Source organism: Streptomyces sp. NPDC059166, from assembly GCF_042755185.1.
In the GTDB taxonomy this organism is placed as follows: domain Bacteria; phylum Actinomycetota; class Actinomycetes; order Streptomycetales; family Streptomycetaceae; genus Streptomyces.
In genome coordinates this window covers 116,552-131,801 of the sequence record NZ_JBHZCI010000005.1, presented here as the reverse complement: position 1 = coordinate 131,801, position 15,250 = coordinate 116,552, and the positions used below count along the sequence as shown (strand labels likewise).

Annotated in this window: 15 protein-coding genes and 1 pseudogene; 8 read left to right on the top strand and 8 right to left on the bottom strand. The window is 71.6% G+C overall.

The window, feature by feature from the left end:
• Positions 1-170: 170 nt before the first annotated feature.
• The gene (locus ACFXOA_RS05760) at positions 171-1,160 is read left to right on the top strand and encodes a malate dehydrogenase (protein WP_385022983.1); all 990 of its coding nucleotides are present in this window, start codon (positions 171-173) and stop codon (positions 1,158-1,160) included.
• Between the two features lie 178 nt (positions 1,161-1,338).
• On the opposite strand, the pseudogene ACFXOA_RS05755 reads toward ACFXOA_RS05760, so the two are convergent.
• From ACFXOA_RS05755 to ACFXOA_RS05745, 3 genes and pseudogenes are all read right to left on the bottom strand, one after another.
• Positions 1,339-1,806, bottom strand: a pseudogene (locus ACFXOA_RS05755) (IS30 family transposase); the annotation flags it as partial.
• 39 nt (positions 1,807-1,845) lie between these two features.
• A complete protein-coding gene (locus ACFXOA_RS05750; RefSeq protein WP_385022981.1) occupies positions 1,846-2,583 on the bottom strand; it encodes an isocitrate lyase/phosphoenolpyruvate mutase family protein in 738 nt (245 codons plus the stop codon).
• A 161-nt stretch (positions 2,584-2,744) separates the two neighbouring features.
• Positions 2,745-3,254, bottom strand: a complete 510-nt coding sequence (locus ACFXOA_RS05745) for a carboxymuconolactone decarboxylase family protein (RefSeq protein WP_385022979.1) — start codon at positions 3,252-3,254, stop codon at positions 2,745-2,747.
• Between the two features lie 47 nt (positions 3,255-3,301).
• Between ACFXOA_RS05745 and ACFXOA_RS05740 the strand changes: the two genes are divergently transcribed.
• The 3 genes from ACFXOA_RS05740 to ACFXOA_RS05730 all read left to right on the top strand — a co-directional run bounded on the left by ACFXOA_RS05740 (position 3,302) and on the right by ACFXOA_RS05730 (position 6,487).
• On the top strand, positions 3,302-4,702 hold the full coding sequence (locus tag ACFXOA_RS05740) for a PLP-dependent aminotransferase family protein (protein ID WP_385022977.1): 1,401 nt from the start codon (positions 3,302-3,304) through the stop codon (positions 4,700-4,702).
• A 315-nt stretch (positions 4,703-5,017) separates the two neighbouring features.
• The gene (locus ACFXOA_RS05735; RefSeq protein WP_385022975.1) at positions 5,018-5,293 is read left to right on the top strand and encodes a hypothetical protein; all 276 of its coding nucleotides are present in this window, start codon (positions 5,018-5,020) and stop codon (positions 5,291-5,293) included.
• A gap of 6 nt (positions 5,294-5,299) precedes the next feature.
• Positions 5,300-6,487 (top strand): glutathionylspermidine synthase family protein, encoded by a 1,188-nt coding sequence (locus tag ACFXOA_RS05730; RefSeq protein WP_385022973.1) that lies wholly within the window; start codon positions 5,300-5,302, stop codon positions 6,485-6,487.
• A gap of 241 nt (positions 6,488-6,728) precedes the next feature.
• Here ACFXOA_RS05730 and rocD read toward each other — a convergent pair whose 3' ends face one another.
• Complete coding sequence (gene rocD, locus ACFXOA_RS05725; protein ID WP_385023144.1) at positions 6,729-7,934, bottom strand: ornithine--oxo-acid transaminase; 1,206 nt, start codon at positions 7,932-7,934, stop codon at positions 6,729-6,731.
• Positions 7,935-8,284: 350 nt separating this feature from the next.
• The gene (locus ACFXOA_RS05720) at positions 8,285-9,061 is read right to left on the bottom strand and encodes an RNA polymerase sigma factor (protein WP_385022971.1); all 777 of its coding nucleotides are present in this window, start codon (positions 9,059-9,061) and stop codon (positions 8,285-8,287) included.
• Positions 9,062-9,115: 54 nt separating this feature from the next.
• On the opposite strand from ACFXOA_RS05720, the gene trpS reads away from it, so the two are divergent.
• Positions 9,116-10,129: a tryptophan--tRNA ligase gene (trpS, locus tag ACFXOA_RS05715; RefSeq protein WP_385022969.1), complete on the top strand. Its 1,014-nt coding sequence runs from the start codon at positions 9,116-9,118 to the stop codon at positions 10,127-10,129.
• A 91-nt stretch (positions 10,130-10,220) separates the two neighbouring features.
• A complete protein-coding gene (locus tag ACFXOA_RS05710; RefSeq protein WP_385022967.1) occupies positions 10,221-10,811 on the top strand; it encodes a 2'-5' RNA ligase family protein in 591 nt (196 codons plus the stop codon).
• Positions 10,812-11,047: 236 nt separating this feature from the next.
• Here the strand turns inward: ACFXOA_RS05710 and ACFXOA_RS05705 are convergent, their stop codons facing one another.
• Both ACFXOA_RS05705 and ACFXOA_RS05700 read right to left on the bottom strand, forming a co-directional pair.
• Positions 11,048-11,806: a decaprenylphospho-beta-D-erythro-pentofuranosid-2-ulose 2-reductase gene (locus ACFXOA_RS05705; RefSeq protein ID WP_385022965.1), complete on the bottom strand. Its 759-nt coding sequence runs from the start codon at positions 11,804-11,806 to the stop codon at positions 11,048-11,050.
• A 213-nt stretch (positions 11,807-12,019) separates the two neighbouring features.
• A complete protein-coding gene (locus tag ACFXOA_RS05700; protein ID WP_385023154.1) occupies positions 12,020-12,202 on the bottom strand; it encodes a hypothetical protein in 183 nt (60 codons plus the stop codon).
• Between the two features lie 501 nt (positions 12,203-12,703).
• Here ACFXOA_RS05700 and ACFXOA_RS05695 point away from each other — a divergent pair.
• A complete protein-coding gene (locus ACFXOA_RS05695; RefSeq protein WP_385022963.1) occupies positions 12,704-13,681 on the top strand; it encodes a YihY/virulence factor BrkB family protein in 978 nt (325 codons plus the stop codon).
• Here the strand turns inward: ACFXOA_RS05695 and ACFXOA_RS05690 are convergent.
• Complete coding sequence (locus tag ACFXOA_RS05690; RefSeq protein ID WP_385022961.1) at positions 13,629-14,870, bottom strand: D-alanyl-D-alanine carboxypeptidase family protein; 1,242 nt, start codon at positions 14,868-14,870, stop codon at positions 13,629-13,631. The genes ACFXOA_RS05695 and ACFXOA_RS05690 overlap by 53 nt on opposite strands.
• Positions 14,871-14,991: 121 nt before the next feature.
• On the opposite strand from ACFXOA_RS05690, the gene ACFXOA_RS05685 reads away from it, so the two are divergent.
• Entirely contained in the window at positions 14,992-15,237 is a 246-nt protein-coding gene (locus ACFXOA_RS05685) for an SCO4848 family membrane protein (protein WP_365519061.1), read from the top strand.
• Positions 15,238-15,250 lie beyond the last annotated feature (13 nt).

Genomic DNA, 15,250 nt, shown 5'->3' with positions numbered 1-15,250 from the left:
GGGCGGCTGCGCTGCGTAACCGGGTGTGTGCGGTCCCACAGGGGGGTGGGCGGCCCGGGCGGCGAGGGTCGGATAGCCTGACCGCTGGATATCTCTTCACGTCAAGATTCAGAGGTGTCCCGCACCAGGGGCAGGAAACCCCCACCGCCAGCTGTCTAACGGAGATCGCCATGACCCGCACTCCCGTGAATGTCACCGTGACCGGCGCAGCCGGCCAGATCGGCTACGCGCTGCTCTTCCGCATCGCCTCCGGCCACCTGCTCGGCCCGGATGTGCCGGTCAACCTGCGACTCCTCGAGATCCCGCAGGGCCTCAAGGCCGCCGAGGGCACCGCCATGGAGCTCGACGACTGCGCCTTCCCGCTGCTGCGCGGCATCGAGATCACGGACGACCCGAACGTCGGCTTCGCCGGCGCCAACGTCGCCCTCCTGGTCGGCGCCCGCCCGCGTACGAAGGGCATGGAGCGCGGTGACCTGCTCTCCGCCAACGGCGGCATCTTCAAGCCGCAGGGCAAGGCCATCAACGACAACGCCGCGGACGACATCAAGGTCCTCGTCGTCGGCAACCCGGCCAACACCAACGCGCTGATCGCCCAGGCCGCGGCCCCGGACGTACCGGCGGAGCGCTTCACCGCGATGACCCGCCTGGACCACAACCGCGCGATCTCGCAGCTGGCCGCCAAGACCGGCGCCGCCGTCTCCGACATCAAGCGGCTGACGATCTGGGGCAACCACTCGGCGACCCAGTACCCGGACATCTTCCACGCGGAGATCGCCGGCAAGAACGCCGCCGAGGTCGTCAACGACGAGGCGTGGCTGGCCGACACCTTCATCCCGACCGTCGCCAAGCGTGGCGCGGCGATCATCGAGGCCCGTGGCGCCTCCTCCGCCGCCTCGGCCGCCAACGCCGCTATCGACCACGTGCACACCTGGGTCAACGGCACCGCCGAGGGCGACTGGACCTCGATGGGTATCCCGTCGGACGGCTCCTACGGAGTCCCCGAGGGCATCATCTCGTCCTTCCCGGTGACCACGAAGAACGGCAAGTACGAGATCGTCCAGGGCCTGGACATCAACGAGTTCTCCCGCGCGCGCATCGACGCCTCGGTCAAGGAGCTCACCGAGGAGCGCGACGCCGTTCGCGAGCTCGGCCTGATCTGACCGGCCTGACGCGACCGGCCTGACGCGGCCGGTCGGACCCGGTGGTCCGACCGCGTCCACTGCGGCCGGTCACCCGGACCGCGGCCTCGGCAGAGGCGGGCCGGGTCTCGGCTGATGTGTGAGAGCGCCCCCGCGGCTGTGTGGGCGGATTCTCGGGGTCCTCGCAACACCTGACGGTCTATGCGGTCGTCAGTAGATCACGCAGGCGCTCGGCTGGGGTTTTCCAGCCGAGCGTTTTGCGTGGTCGGCCGTTGAGTTGCTGGGCGACGTGTTCGAGATCCTCGGGACCGTGCACGGACAGATCGGTGCCCTTGGGGAAGTACTGTCGCAGCAGACCGTTGGTGTTTTCGTTCGATCCTCGCTGCCAGGGCGAGTGCGCGTCGCAGAAGTAGACCGGCACCCCGGTGGCGACGGTGAACTGCTTGTGCGCGGCCATCTCGCAGCCCTGGTCCCAGGTCAGCGAGCCGCTCAGGTGTCCGGGCAGGGATTGGATCAACGGCACGAGCACGTCGCGGACCTCCTCTGCGGTGTGCCCGCCGGGAAGGTGTCCGAGCAGGACGTAGCGGGTGGAGCGCTCGACGAGGGTGACGATCGCGCTCTCGCTGCGGGGACCGACGATCAGGTCGCCCTCCCAGTGGCCGGGCACCGGCGTTCAGGGGCCGGAGCAGTCGGCGTGCCTGGGCGTTCAGGGGCCGAGCAGCCGGCCGGCGAGTTCGCGTACCGCGTCCGTTGCCTGCCGCTGGAGCTTGGGGCCGAAGGTGATCCGTGAGGCGCCCAGGGAGCCGAGACGGCGTGCGGTGGCCGGGCCGTCGGGCGTGCCGAGGGCATTGACCGGTACGGGGACGGACTCCGCCAGCCGGGGGAGCGCGGCCTCGGGGGCCATGATCGGGTAGACGCAGTCCGCGCCCGCCTCCACGTAGAGGCGCGCCCGGTCCACCGTGTCCGTGAGCACGTCCTTGGCTCCCCGCTCACCGTGGATGTACGTGTCCACGCGGGCGTTGAGGAAGAGCCGGTCGCCTGCCGCGGCGCGCACCGCGGCGAGCCGCTCGGCATGGATCAGCGGGTCGACGAGCACGCCGCCGGTGGAGTCTTCGAGGTTGCATCCGACCACCCCTGCTTCGAGGAGGCGCTCGACGAGTTCCTCCGGGGCGAGCCCGTACCCGTCCTCGACATCGGCCGACACCGGGACGGACACGGCCCGGGTGATGCGTCCGACCGCCGCGAACATCTCCGCGGCGGGTGTCCTGCCGTCGGCGTGGCCGAGGGCTGCCGCGACGCCCGCGCTGGGCGTGGCCAGAGCGGGGAAACCGGCCTCCTCGAACGCCCGGGCGCTCGCGGCGTCCCACGGTCCCGGCAGGACGAGGGGATCCCCCGGCCCGCAGCCGTGGTGCAGGGCTCGGAAGACGGGCGCGGGGTCGTACATCGGGCCTCCGGGGCGCTTCGATTCGTCGGCGGGTCGTGGGCGGGCCGCCGGGGAGTCCCGCCCGGCTGCCCGCCCACGCCGGGCGATGGTCCTGGTGTCCGGCGGCGACGGTGCCGGTGTCCGGCACAGGGGAGTGTCCGACGGCCAGGGCGGTACAGCCCTCAGTGCTTGATGTCGCCGGGCGTGTAGTGCCCCGGAGCCAGCCGCGCGGTCACACCGAACCGGTTCCAGGCGTTGATGACCGTGATCGCGGCGATCAGCTGCGCGAGTTCGGCCTCCTCGAAGTGCTTGGCGGCCTTCGCGTAGACCTCGTCCGGCACGAAGCCGTCGGTGAGGACGGTGACGGCCTCCGTGAGCTCGATCGCCGCGAGCTCCTTCTCCGTGTAGAAGTGCTGGGACTCCTCCCAGGCGCTGAGCTGGATGATCCGTTCGACGGACTCCCCGGCCGCGAGGGCGTCCTTCGAGTGCATGTCCAGGCAGAGGGCGCAGTGGTTGAGCTGCGAGGCGCGGATCTTCACCAGTTCGAGCAGCGTCGGGTCGAGCCCCTTACGGGCCGCTGCGTCGAGCCGGACCATCGCCTTGTAGACCTCGGGGGCGAGTGCGGCCCACTGTAGACGGGCGGGGTGCTCGGGGGCGTTGACGCTGGGCGTGTGATGTGTGTGCGTGGTCATGAGAACGACGCTAGCGCTCAGGTGGCGCACCGGTATGGTCCATTTCCATGACTGATTCATGGGCCGCTTTCGGTGCCGACCTCCACATCGAACCGGTCGGTGCGGGGCTTCGCAGCGGGCTGATGCACGCGCTGCGGGAGGCGGTCCGCACCGGGCGGCTGACGCCGGGCACCCGGCTGCCCTCCTCCCGGACCCTTGCCGCGGATCTCGGGATCGCGCGCAACACCGTTGCCGACGCCTACGCCGAACTCGTGGCGGAGGGCTGGCTCACCGCGCGGCAGGGTTCCGGCACGAGGGTGGCGGAGCGGGCCGCGGCTCCCGGAGCCGTCAGCCGGGGCCCGAGGCCCAGGCCGGTACGGCGTCGGCCGGCCCACAACTTGATGCCGGGCTCCCCCGACCTCTCGGCGTTCCCCCGCGCGGAGTGGCTCAAGGCCGCCAGGCGGGCCCTCGCGGCCGCGCCCGACGCGGCCTTCGGGTACGACGACCCGCGGGGCCGTGTCGAGCTGCGGACGGCGCTCGCGGACTACCTGGCGCGGGCGCGCGGGGTCTACACCGATCCGGAACGCATCGTGGTCTGCTCCGGGTTCGTCCACGGGCTCACGCTCATGGGGAAGGTCCTGCGGCGGCACGCGGTGCTCGGGACGGCCGTCGAGTCCTACGGGCTGGACATCCACTGGAACCTCCTGGCCGAAGAAGGTCTCGGCACGCCGTGCATCCCGGTGGACCGGCTCGGGGCAAGGACGGGCGCCCTGGAGGGCACACCGGGCGTGGGGGCGGTGCTGCTGACCCCGGCACACCAGTTCCCCACCGGGGTTCCGCTCCACCCCGACCGGCGGGCGGCCGCGGTGGACTGGGCGCGTTCCTCGGGCGGTCTGATCCTGGAGGACGACTACGACGGCGAGTTCCGCTACGACCGCCAGCCGGTGGGCGCCCTCCAGGGGCTCGACCCGGAACGGGTCGTCTACATGGGGACGGCCAGCAAGTCGCTGGCGCCCGGGCTCCGGCTCGCCTGGATGGTGCTGCCGGAAGAGCTCGTGGCGGAGGTCTGCGACGCGAAGGGCGGATTCGACTGGATGTCGGCGGTGCCGGACCAGCTGACCCTGGCCGAGTTCATGGCATCTGGGGCGTACGACCGGCATGTGCGCGCGATGCGACTGCGTTACCGGCGTCGTCGGGACCAGCTCGTCGCGGAGCTCGCCGAGCGGGCGCCCGACGTCAGGGTGAGCGGGATCGCCGCGGGTCTGCACGCCGTGGTCGAACTGCCCGAGGGCACCGAGCAGTCCGTCGTCCAGGCGGCCACCTGGCAGGGCTTGGCGCTGGAGAGGCTCAGCCGCTTCCGCCACCCCGGTGCGGAGCGGGTTCCCGACGGACTGGTCGTCGGCTACGGAACTCCTTCGGAGAGCGGCTGGGCGGGCGCGCTGGAAGCCCTCTGCCGCGTGCTTCCGTAAGCCCGCTCCCGTACCCGCTGCCTGAGCCCGTCGCCTGAGCCCGCTGCGTGAGCCCGCCGCCTCCCGGGACCGGCTGTTCCCAGCGCCGACCGCCATCGAGGGCCGGGCCCCGGCGTGGAGGTCCGGCCGTCGGACGGTTCCCGAATCGGGGAGTCCCGGCCAGGCGATCGGAGGCCCGCGGAGCAGGGCATGCCGGTATGTGTGCTGCGGATCGTGGACACCGGCTTTCAGCCGACGGTGCCGTGCATCTAATCTGACGTGCGGTTCGCGACTGGGCGGACACGGGTTCAAGAGCACGACGGGGGAGAAGAGAACATGGACAGGCGCAGGCTGAGGTCGAGCACGGTCGTGCTCGGCGGCATGGGAGTGCTCGCGGCGACGCTCACCGCGTGCAGCTCGGAGCCGGACCGGAGGTGTGTGGATCCGGTGACCCACGAGATCCTGCCGAGCTACGAGTGCGAGGACAGCAACGGCACCGGCCGCTACTACTACGGCGGAAGCAGTCACAAGAACCGCGTCTCGGGCGGAAGTTACGACAAGTCCGCCGTCGAGCGCCATGGATTCGGTTCCTCCGGCTCCAGCGGCGGCTGACGCCCCGTGGAGCGCCGCACCACTCAGCCTCGCCCCGGATGGCAGGAGACGGTCGAGGAGCAGGGGCTGATCTACCCCCTGACCCGCTACCCGGACGGATCTCTGCGTCCGTACTGGGACGAGAGCGCCTACTACGTCTTCTCCCTGCCCGAGGTCGAGGCACTGGAGGAGGTCGTCGAGGAACTCCACACGATGTGCCTGGCGGCTGCCGCCCACATCGTGGAGCACGACCGCTTCGCCGACCTCGGCATCACGGACGCCCGGCTGGCCCGCCTGGTCGCCGAATCCTGGCGCCGCCGCACCGAACTCCCCTCCCTGTACGGCAGGTTCGATCTGCGGTACGACGGGAACGGGCCCGCCAAGATGCTGGAGTACAACGCGGACACCCCCACGTCGCTGGTGGAGGCCGCCAGCCCGCAGTGGTTCTGGATGGAGGACCGCTTCCCCGGGGCCGACCAGTGGAACTCGCTCCACGAACGTCTCGTCGAGGCATGGAGGCGCCAGGCCCCCCTGCTGCCGCCGGGCCCCCTGCACTTCGCCCACTCGGACGGGGACGAGCTGGGCGAGGACCTGATGACGGTGGCCTATCTGCGGGAGACCGCCGCACAGGCGGGGATCGACACGGAGGCGCTCTCCGTCGAGCGGATCGGCTGGGACAGGCTGTCCGGGCGTTTCGTCGACGAGAAGCTCCGCTTCATCCGTAGCTGCTTCAAGCTGTATCCCTGGGAATGGCTGGCCACCGACCGCTTCGGGCCACATGTCCTGGACACGCTCGACAACGGCGGTGGCACGGGCAGCACCTGCTGGATCGAGCCCGCCTGGAAGATGCTCCTCTCCAACAAGGCGCTGCTCGCCATCCTCTGGGAGCTGTACCCCGGGCATCCCAACCTCCTTCCCGCCTACCTCGACGGTCCCCGTGAACTTGCCGGTCCCGGAGGCCCCGGTTACGTCGCCAAGCCGCTGCTCGGCCGTGAGGGCGCCGGAGTCACGGTCCACGAGCCGGGCAGTGACCCGGAGACGCGCGACGAACCCTGCTGCTACCAGGAGCTGGCGCCCCTGCCGGACTTCGACGGCAACCGGGTGGTGCTCGGTGCCTGGGTCGTCGAGGACGAGTCCGCCGGGCTCGGCATCCGGGAATCTGCGGGGCTGATCACGGACGAGTACGCCCGCTTCCTGCCGCACGTCATCCTCTGAGCGTCCGCGTCGCCGTCCAGGCGCAACGGCCGACCCGCCAGGCCGCCGTCCCGGCGGGGCAGCCGGTCCGCGGACCGGCTGCCCGGGGGCCCCGCGGCCACGAACGGCACCCCCGCGGCCACGAACGGCACCCCCGCGGCCACGACCGGCGCCCCCGTGACGGCAGGACCGGCGCCCCCGTGACGGCAGGACGGTCCCCCGGGGGTCGTGGAGGTCCCGCCGTGTCATGCCGTGCCCGGCTTCAGCCGGCCAGGACACCCCGGAGGTGTTCCAGCCCCCAGTCCAGGTCCTCCTTGCTGATCACCAGTGGCGGGGCGATCCGGATGGTGGAGCCGTGGGTGTCCTTGACCAGTACTCCCCGGTCCATCAGCTTCTCGGAGATCTCCCGCCCGGTCCCGAGCGCCGGGGAGATGTCGACCCCGGCCCACAGGCCCCGGCCCCGCACGGCTTCCACGGCACCGCCGCCGACCAGCAGCCCCAGCTCATGGTGGAGGTGGTCTCCCAGCTCCGCCGCCCGCTGCTGGAACTCCCCGGTCCGAAGCATCGCGATCACCTCCAGTGCGACCGCGCAGGCCAGCGGATTGCCGCCGAACGTCGACCCGTGCTCGCCCGGCCTGTGGACGCCGAGCACGGCGGCCGAGGACACGACGGCGGACACGGGCACCACCCCACCGCCCAGCGCCTTGCCCAGCACATACATGTCGGGCACGACCCCCTCGTGCTCGCACGCGAAGGTCCGGCCCGTACGGCCGAGACCGGACTGGACCTCGTCCGCGATGAACAGGACGTTCCGTTCGCGGGTCATCTCCCGCACCCCGGCGAGGTATCCGGGCGGCGGGACCAGGACCCCGGCCTCGCCCTGGATCGGCTCCACGAGCACCGCGACGGTGTTCTCCGTCATCGCCTCCGCGAGGGCGGTGAGGTCCCCGTAGGGCACGATCTCGAAACCCGGCGTGTACGGACCGTGGTCGGCCCGCGCCTCCGGGTCCGTGGAGAAGCTGACGATCGTCGTCGTGCGCCCGTGGAAGTTGTCCGCCGCCACGATGATCTTCGCCATGCCGTCCGGGACGCCCTTGACGCGATAGCCCCACTTACGGGCCGTCTTCACCGCCGTCTCCACCGCCTCGGCGCCGGTGTTCATGGGCAGGACCATCTCCATGCCGCACAGCTCGGCCAGTCGGCCGCAGAACTCGGCGAACCGGTCGTGGTGGAAGGCCCGGGAGGTCAGTGTCACTCGTTCGAGTTGTGCCTTGGCCGCGTCGATCAGGCGCCGGTTGCCGTGTCCGAAGTTGAGCGCCGAGTAGCCGGCGAGCATGTCGAGGTAGCGACGCCCCTCGACGTCGGTCATCCAGGCGCCGTCCGCCGTGGCGACGACGACGGGCAACGGGTGGTAGTTGTGCGCGCTGTGCGCCTCTGCGGAGGCGATGGCGGTTTCCGTGGTCGACACGGGATCTCCGTTCGTCGTGCGGAGCGGGCGGGGGTGTGCCCACTTTGTATCGTCGGTCGGATTCACGGCACGGAAACCTTCGCCGCGCGGCGCGCCCCCGCCCGGCACCGCGGTGCCGGGAACCCGCACCGCGCGGGCGTCCTCCGCCGCCGTGGTTCCCGGCTCCCCGCGCGGCTCCGGCGTCGGCTCCGCGAGGATCTGCGCCAGGACCCGCTCGGCCATCGTCGCTCCGTCGGTACCGGGCACCTCCATGCCGCCGCCCAGCGCCATGAGCTCCGCCCGCAGCCATGACCGCCGCCCGTCCGCCGGCTGCCCGGCCCCCGCAGTGGCGCAGTGGTCCTCGAACTCGCTCATCGCCCGCACTCCCTTCCCCGCCCGGCCGGTTCGTCCTTCCCGGTCCCACCGACCGGGTCCTGCGGATCCTCCCGCCGCTCCGGGGCGTGTCGCCGGTCCTTCCGCTCCGGGGCCAGCTGCCCGTCGAGCCGCCCCTCCAGCTTCCTGAGCGCTCGGTTCAGCCTGGACTTGACCGTCCCCCGCGGCCAGCCGAGTGCCCGGGCCGTCTCCGCCTCGCCCATCTCCAGGAGGTAGCGGCAGGTCACCACCTGGCGCTGCTCCTCGCTCAGCTCGCCCAGCGCGGCGACCAGGAGAGCCCTTCGCTCCTGCGCGAGGGTGGCCTCGGCCGGGTCCACCGCATCCGGTATCACCGGATGCGGGCCCAGGCAGAAGGCCTCCCGCCCGGCGGCGGCACGGGCACGGCCCGCTGAGCGGACCGCGTTCCTCGTCTCGTTCATCACGATGCGCAACAGCCAGGGCCGGAAGGGCTCGCCGTCCCTGAACCCGCCCAGCGCGCGGTAGGCCTTGAAGAAGGCGGCCTGCACCACGTCCTCCGCGTCCGCACCCGCCCCGAAGGCGACCGCCGCCCTCAGGGCGACGCCGGTGTGCGCGCGCACGAGCTGTGCGTACGCCTCCGTGTCTCCGGCTCGCACCCGGGCGATCACCGAGGCCTCGCTGTCGGTACGCCCACCGGCGGGTTGCCCGGCGGGCTCCCGGGCACCGCCCCCGCCCCTGTCGGCGAAGGTGCGGAGCGCCTCCGTGCTCGTCCTGCGAACTGCTTCCCGTGTCCTCACATCTTTCCTACACCGGTTGCCGGAGATCGGTTCCGCACCTGAGACAATGACTTCATGGCCTCTGATCGACCCCGTGTGCTCTCCGGAATCCAGCCCACCGCAGGCTCGTTCCACCTCGGCAACTATCTCGGTGCGGTGCGCCAGTGGGTGGCGCTGCAGGAGTCCCACGACGCCTTCTACATGGTGGTGGACCTGCACGCGATCACCGTGCCGCAGGACCCGAAGGAGCTCCGGGCCAACACCCGGCTCGCCGCGGCCCAGTTGCTGGCGGCCGGGCTCGACCCGGAACGCTGCACCCTCTTCGTCCAGAGTCACGTCCCCGAGCACGCCCAGCTCGGCTGGATCATGAACTGCCTCACCGGGTTCGGTGAGGCCTCCCGCATGACGCAGTTCAAGGACAAGTCCGCCAAGCAGGGCGCCGACAGGGCGACGGTCGGGCTCTTCACCTACCCGGTCCTCCAGGTCGCCGACATCCTGCTGTACCAGGCCAACCAGGTGCCGGTCGGCGAGGACCAGCGCCAGCACATCGAGCTCACCCGCGACCTCGCGGAGCGTTTCAACGGCCGCTTCGGCGAGACGTTCACCATCCCGGCGCCGTACATCCTCAAGGAGACGGCGAAGATCTTCGATCTGCAGGACCCCGCGGTCAAGATGAGCAAGTCGGCCTCCACGCCGAAGGGCCTCATCAACCTCCTCGACGATCCGAAGGCCACGGCCAAGAAGGTCAGGAGCGCGGTGACGGACACGGACACCGTGATCCGCTACGACGCGGAGAAGAAGCCCGGCGTCAGCAACCTGCTGAGCATCTACTCGACCCTCACCGGCACCGCCGTCACAGATCTCGAACAGAAGTACGAGGGCAAGGGGTACGGCGCGCTCAAGACGGACCTCGCCGAGGTCATGGTGGAGTTCGTCACCCCGTTCCGGACCCGGACCCAGGAATATCTGGACGACCCGGAGACGCTGGACGCCCTGCTGGCCAAGGGGGCGGAGAAGGCCAGGACCGTGGCCGCCGAGACACTGGCGCAGACCTACGACCGGATGGGCCTTCTGCCTGCGAAGCACTGAGTCCAAGGACCCTGGCGGGACTACGGGCGGAGGGGCCACACTGGCGTCGGCACGACCGAGGAACGACCTTCGACGATTTGAGGAGACCGATGTGGGGACCGTAACGCTTGGCGTTTCGATCGCGGTCCCGGAGCCGTACGGCAGCCTGCTCCAGGAGCGGCGCGCGAGCTTCGGGGACTCCGCCGCGTACGGCATCCCCACCCACGTCACCCTCGTCCCGCCGACGGAGGCCGAATCGGCGGACGTCCCGGCGATCGAGACCCATCTGTCCCAGATCGCCACGGCCGGGCGCTCCTTCCGGATGCGTCTCTCCGGCACGGGCACCTTCCGTCCGCTCTCGCCGGTGGTCTACGTCCAGGTCGTCGAGGGCGCGTCGGCCTGCTCCTGGCTCCAGAAGCGCATGAGGGAGGCGTCCGGGCCCCTGGTGCGTGAACTGCAGTTCCCGTACCACCCCCACGTCACCGTGGCGCACGGCATCCCGGAGGAGGCCATGGACCGCGCGTACGAGGAGCTCTCCTCGTACGAGGCGGCCTGGACCTGCGGTTCCTTCGCACTGTACGAACAGGGCCCGGACGCCGTCTGGCGCAAGATCAACGAGTTCCCCTTCGGGGGCGGTGGCGGCGCGCCCGCCGTCCCGGCCCAGGGGGGCAGCTCCATGAGCCGGCCCTCCCTGCGCCCCTGACCCGGCCCCCCACGCACCCGCCACGGCCTCGGTGCGGGTGGAGGTGACCCCCGGAGCGAACGGCCACCGCACCCCCGTGAGGGACCCGTCCCTGGCCGCGTCACGACGCCCCGTGTGACCGTGTGGCCGTCCGGAACCGGGCGGAGGTCCCGCCGGAAGCCGCGCCCGCGCAGGCGGGCTCCCTGCCCCATGACGTCACCTGGTCGGCCCGGAAGCCGCGCCAGTGCAGGCCGCCGCTACCGCACCGGCAGCCGCCGGAAGAGCGGGCGCGGGACGTGCCTGAGGGCCGCCATGACCACCCTGAGCGCTCCGGGCACCCATACCGTCTCCGACCGCCGTCGCAGCCCGGTCACGATGGCGTCCGCCACCGCGCCGGGCGTCGTCGCGAACGGCGCCTCCTCACGGCCGGCCGTCATCCGTGACCGTACGAAGCCCGGACGGACGACCATCACATGCACCCCCGTGCCGTGCAGCGCGTCCCCGAGCCCCTGGGCGAAGACGTCCAGGCCCGCCTTGCTCGATCCGTAGATGAAGTCGTCCCGCCGGGCACGTTCCCCCGCGACCGAGGAGAGCACCACCAGCGATCCATGGCCCTGCGCCTGGAGCGCGCCGGCGCACACCAGGCCCGCGGAGACCGCCCCGGTGTAGTTGGTCTGTGCCACCCGGACCGCGGACAGCGGCTCCTCCTCGTCCCGGGCCTGGTCGCCGAGGACGCCGAACGCCAGTAGCACCATGTCGATGTCGCCGTCGGTGAACAGCTTCCCCAGGACCTCCTCGTGGGAGGACGGGTCGAGCGCGTCGAAGGCCACGGTACGGACGCCGGCGCCCAGTTCGCGCAGGCCCTCGGCGGCGCGTTCCAGGGCGGGGGACGGCCGTCCGGCCAGCAGCACGCTTCTGGTGCGGCGGGCGATCAGCCGTCGCGCGGTGGCGAGCCCGATCTCCGAGGTGCCGCCGAGGACGAGCAGGGACTGCGGGGCACCGAAGGCGTCCTTCACGGGATAACTCCTAGCGGGATGGGCGGGGCGTGGGGGTGCGGCGGCATGCCGACAGGGGCCGGCCGGGAGGGCGGGGAGCTGCACACGGGGCTGACCGGGGCGGGCGGTGGGCCGGCCCGCGGGGCGCGGACGACGCCCCACGGACCGGCAGGCGCCAGTGCCGGCCTGCCCGGGGGCACATCCACCGCCACATGGCCGTCGGCTCCCGGGAGGTCACACGCCCGGAGCACGACGAGCCGGGAAGGGGCCGACCCGGACCAGGCCCCACCCGGCGGAAGCGGCCCGCCGGGACGGGGGGCGGGTGCCGTGCGCCGGGCGCGCGCCGGGAGCGGGCCGCAGGGCGGTCGTCGGGGCGGTGCGGCCCCATCCGGTCATGGACACCGTGTCGGCGGACATGATCGTGACGGTATCGCCCACGGAAACCTATATGCGGCATTTGTTACAAGGCTCACCGGAACGGGTGACCGGCGTTCCGAAGCGCGCCGACCCCGGTCCCGTGCCAGGAGGGAGCGTGAGCTGCTGCCGGGCGGCGGTGCGCGGGCCGGGTGCGTAGGGGTGAGCGGACGGTGATCTGCGGCGTGGGCCGGTGACCACCCGTCACTCCGGGCGGATCATCGGGATCGGGCCGCGCGCCCCAGGGGTTGCCGGCCGGGCGCTGGGGGCGACCGCCGCCCGGGCGCACCGGACCGATGCGCAGGGTTGCCGGCCGTCCGGGCCGGGCCCGCACCTCGGGCATCCCGGCCCCCGCACTACCGGACCGCGGACACGGTTCCCGCCGCCGGAGGTGCCGTACGCGGGAGGTCCGGGACATCCAGCACCGTTCGGGGCGCCCGCGGCGACCAGGAATGGGTACAAGACCCACGCCTGCTCACCGAAGAGGAACGGTACGCGTACGTCATGGACTGGCTGAAGAAACTCCCCGTCATCGGGCCGCTCGTCGCACGGCTGATGGAGACGCACGCATGGCGCTCCTTCGAGACGCTGCAACGGGTCCACTGGGCGAGGCTCGCCGCGGCGATCACCTTTCTCAGCTTTCTCGCCCTCTTTCCGCTGATCGCGGTCGGTGCCGCGGTCGGGGCCGCGCTGCTCTCCACCGAGCAGCTCGACAAGATCGAGGACAAGCTCGCCGACCAGGTGCCCGGAATCTCGGACCAGCTGGGCATCGACAACCTCGTGGCCCACGCGGGCACGGTCGGGGTGGTCGCCGGTGCGCTGCTGCTGTTCACCGGCATCGGCTGGATCGGTTCGATGCGGGACTGCCTGCGCGCGGTCTGGGAGAAGGACGACGTGGACGAGGGCAACCCCGTCCTGCGCAAGGTCAAGGACGCGGGGCTGCTGCTCGGCCTGGGCGGCGCGGCGCTGGCGACCCTCGCCGTGTCCACGGTGGCCTCCACGGCCATCGGCTGGACGGTGGACCGGCTGGGCATCCCCGAGAACGGTGCCGGCGGGGTGCTGCTACAGGTGGCCGCCGTGGTCGTGGCGATCTTCGCCGACTTCCTGATCCTGCTCTACCTGCTGACCCTGCTGCCGGGCGTGGAACCGCCGCGCCGCCGCCTGATCGTGGCGGGGATGGTCGGCGCGGTCGGTTTCGAACTGCTCAAGCTGCTTCTCGGCAGCTACATGCGGGACGTCGCCTCGAAGAGCATGTACGGCGCGTTCGGCGTCCCGATCGCCCTCCTCCTGTGGATCAACTTCAGCGCCAAGCTGCTGCTCGTCTGCGCCGCCTGGACGGCGACACCGAGCAAGGACGAGGAGCCGGGCGAGGAGCCGGGCGAGGAGGGCGGTGCGACGGAGAGCGGTGTGGCACGCCGGCGCCGCGAGGTCAGCGACGGGGAAGGCGGCGCGCCAGGTCCGGCAGGGGCCAGCGCCGGTTGACCAGGAACACCCCGCCCGCCAGGACCACCAGCAGTCCGCCCGCGATCGAGAGGGCCGTCCAGACGCCGTTGGTGCCCGCCGGTCCGGCGGCCGCGGCCGCCGCCGCGTGCTTCTTCTCGTCCTTGTCCGCACCGGCGGCCGCAGGCGGGGAGTCCTTGGGCTTCACGGCGGACCTCGGCGGGACCAGTTCACCCACCGGGGTCACCTTCCCCTCGGCCTCGAAGCCCCAGTCGAGCAGGTGGGCCGCTTCCTTGTAGACCGCGTGGCTCTCCTCCGACGTGGGGTGCATGACCGTCACCAGCAGGACCTTGCCGTCGCGTTCGGCGATGCCGGTGAACGTGTTGCCCGCCTGGGTCGTGTAGCCGTTCTTCACCCCGGCGATCCCCGGGTAGGGGTCCACCCCGGTGTCCCCGGTGATCAGCCGGTTGGTGTTCTGGATCTCGAAGCTCTCCCGCTTCTTCCCCTTCTTCTGCTCACCGGGGAACTCCGCCGTGGCCGTCGCCGCGTACTCACGGAAGTCGGCCTTCTGCATCCCGCTCCGGGCGAACAGCGTCAGGTCGTACGCGCTGGAGACCTGGTGCGGGGCGTCGTAGCCGTCGGGCGAGACCACGGTCGTGTCCAGGGCCTGGAGCTCCTCGGCGTGCTGCTGCATCGCGCCGACCGTCTCGGGGACACCGCCGTACATCTCCGACAGCACGTGCACCGCGTCGTTGCCGGAGCGCAGGAACACGCCGAGCCAGAGGTCGTGGACCGTGTAGGTGTGGTCCTCCTTCAGCCCCACCAGGCTGCTGCCCGCGCCGACGCCTGCCAGTTCCTCCTCGGTGACCAGGTGGGTCATCGTCTTCGGCTGCAGGGTGGGCAGGACGGTGTCGGCGAACAGCATCTTGAGGGTGGAGGCGGGCGCCAGCCGCCAGTGGGCGTTGTGGGACGCGAGCACCTGCCCGTCCTCCGCGTCCGCGACGATCCACGAGCGGGCGCTGAGGTCCTTCGGGAGGACCGGGGCCCCGGGGCCCAGCTGTACCTGGGTCCCCACGTTCCCCAGCCGGTCGCCGCCCACGGTCGACATGGGACCGGTCGGCTTCGGTTCGTCGGTCTTGTCCTTGTCTGCCGCCCCTGCGGGACTGATGGCACTTACGGACAGCAATGCGGCAGAGAGGACCGTCAATACGGTCTTTTTCAGAGCAGGCACGGTCGGAAACGTACATGGCCTTGCTGAGGATGGGGACCCGGATGGGCTGACCCGCCGTGCAGACCGCCGGGACAGCCCACCCCGGACGAGGGCGCGCGGACGCGGCGGAGATACTGATGCCATGAAGCTCAGCCGCCCCGTCTCCTGGTTCCTGCTCGTCTTCGGAGCGTGGAGCTGGGTCATCTGGGTCACCTTCGTCAAGAATCTCTGGAAGGACGGCAGCGGGCTCGCGTTCGACGACGCGGGAGACCCGACCGCCTACTTCTGGGTCCATCTCCTGCTCGCCGTCACCTCGTTTCTCCTGGGGACGGCCGTGGGGGTCATCGGGTTCCGCGGGGTCAGGGCCCTGCGTCGCGCGGAGGACTGACCGGGCCGGGGCG

Bases quoted from the DNA above. Each gene is read 5' to 3' on its own strand.
- ACFXOA_RS05760 (WP_385022983.1), top strand. From the start codon at position 171: ATGACCCGCACTCCCGTGAATGTCACCGTGACCGGCGCAGCCGGCCAG.
- ACFXOA_RS05750 (WP_385022981.1), bottom strand. From the start codon at position 2,583: ATGTACGACCCCGCGCCCGTCTTCCGAGCCCTGCACCACGGCTGCGGG.
- ACFXOA_RS05745 (WP_385022979.1), bottom strand. From the start codon at position 3,254: ATGACCACGCACACACATCACACGCCCAGCGTCAACGCCCCCGAGCAC.
- ACFXOA_RS05740 (WP_385022977.1), top strand. From the start codon at position 3,302: ATGACTGATTCATGGGCCGCTTTCGGTGCCGACCTCCACATCGAACCG.
- ACFXOA_RS05735 (WP_385022975.1), top strand. From the start codon at position 5,018: ATGGACAGGCGCAGGCTGAGGTCGAGCACGGTCGTGCTCGGCGGCATG.
- trpS (WP_385022969.1), top strand. From the start codon at position 9,116: ATGGCCTCTGATCGACCCCGTGTGCTCTCCGGAATCCAGCCCACCGCA.
- ACFXOA_RS05700 (WP_385023154.1), bottom strand. From the start codon at position 12,202: ATGTCCGCCGACACGGTGTCCATGACCGGATGGGGCCGCACCGCCCCG.
- ACFXOA_RS05695 (WP_385022963.1), top strand. From the start codon at position 12,704: ATGGACTGGCTGAAGAAACTCCCCGTCATCGGGCCGCTCGTCGCACGG.
- ACFXOA_RS05685 (WP_365519061.1), top strand. From the start codon at position 14,992: ATGAAGCTCAGCCGCCCCGTCTCCTGGTTCCTGCTCGTCTTCGGAGCG.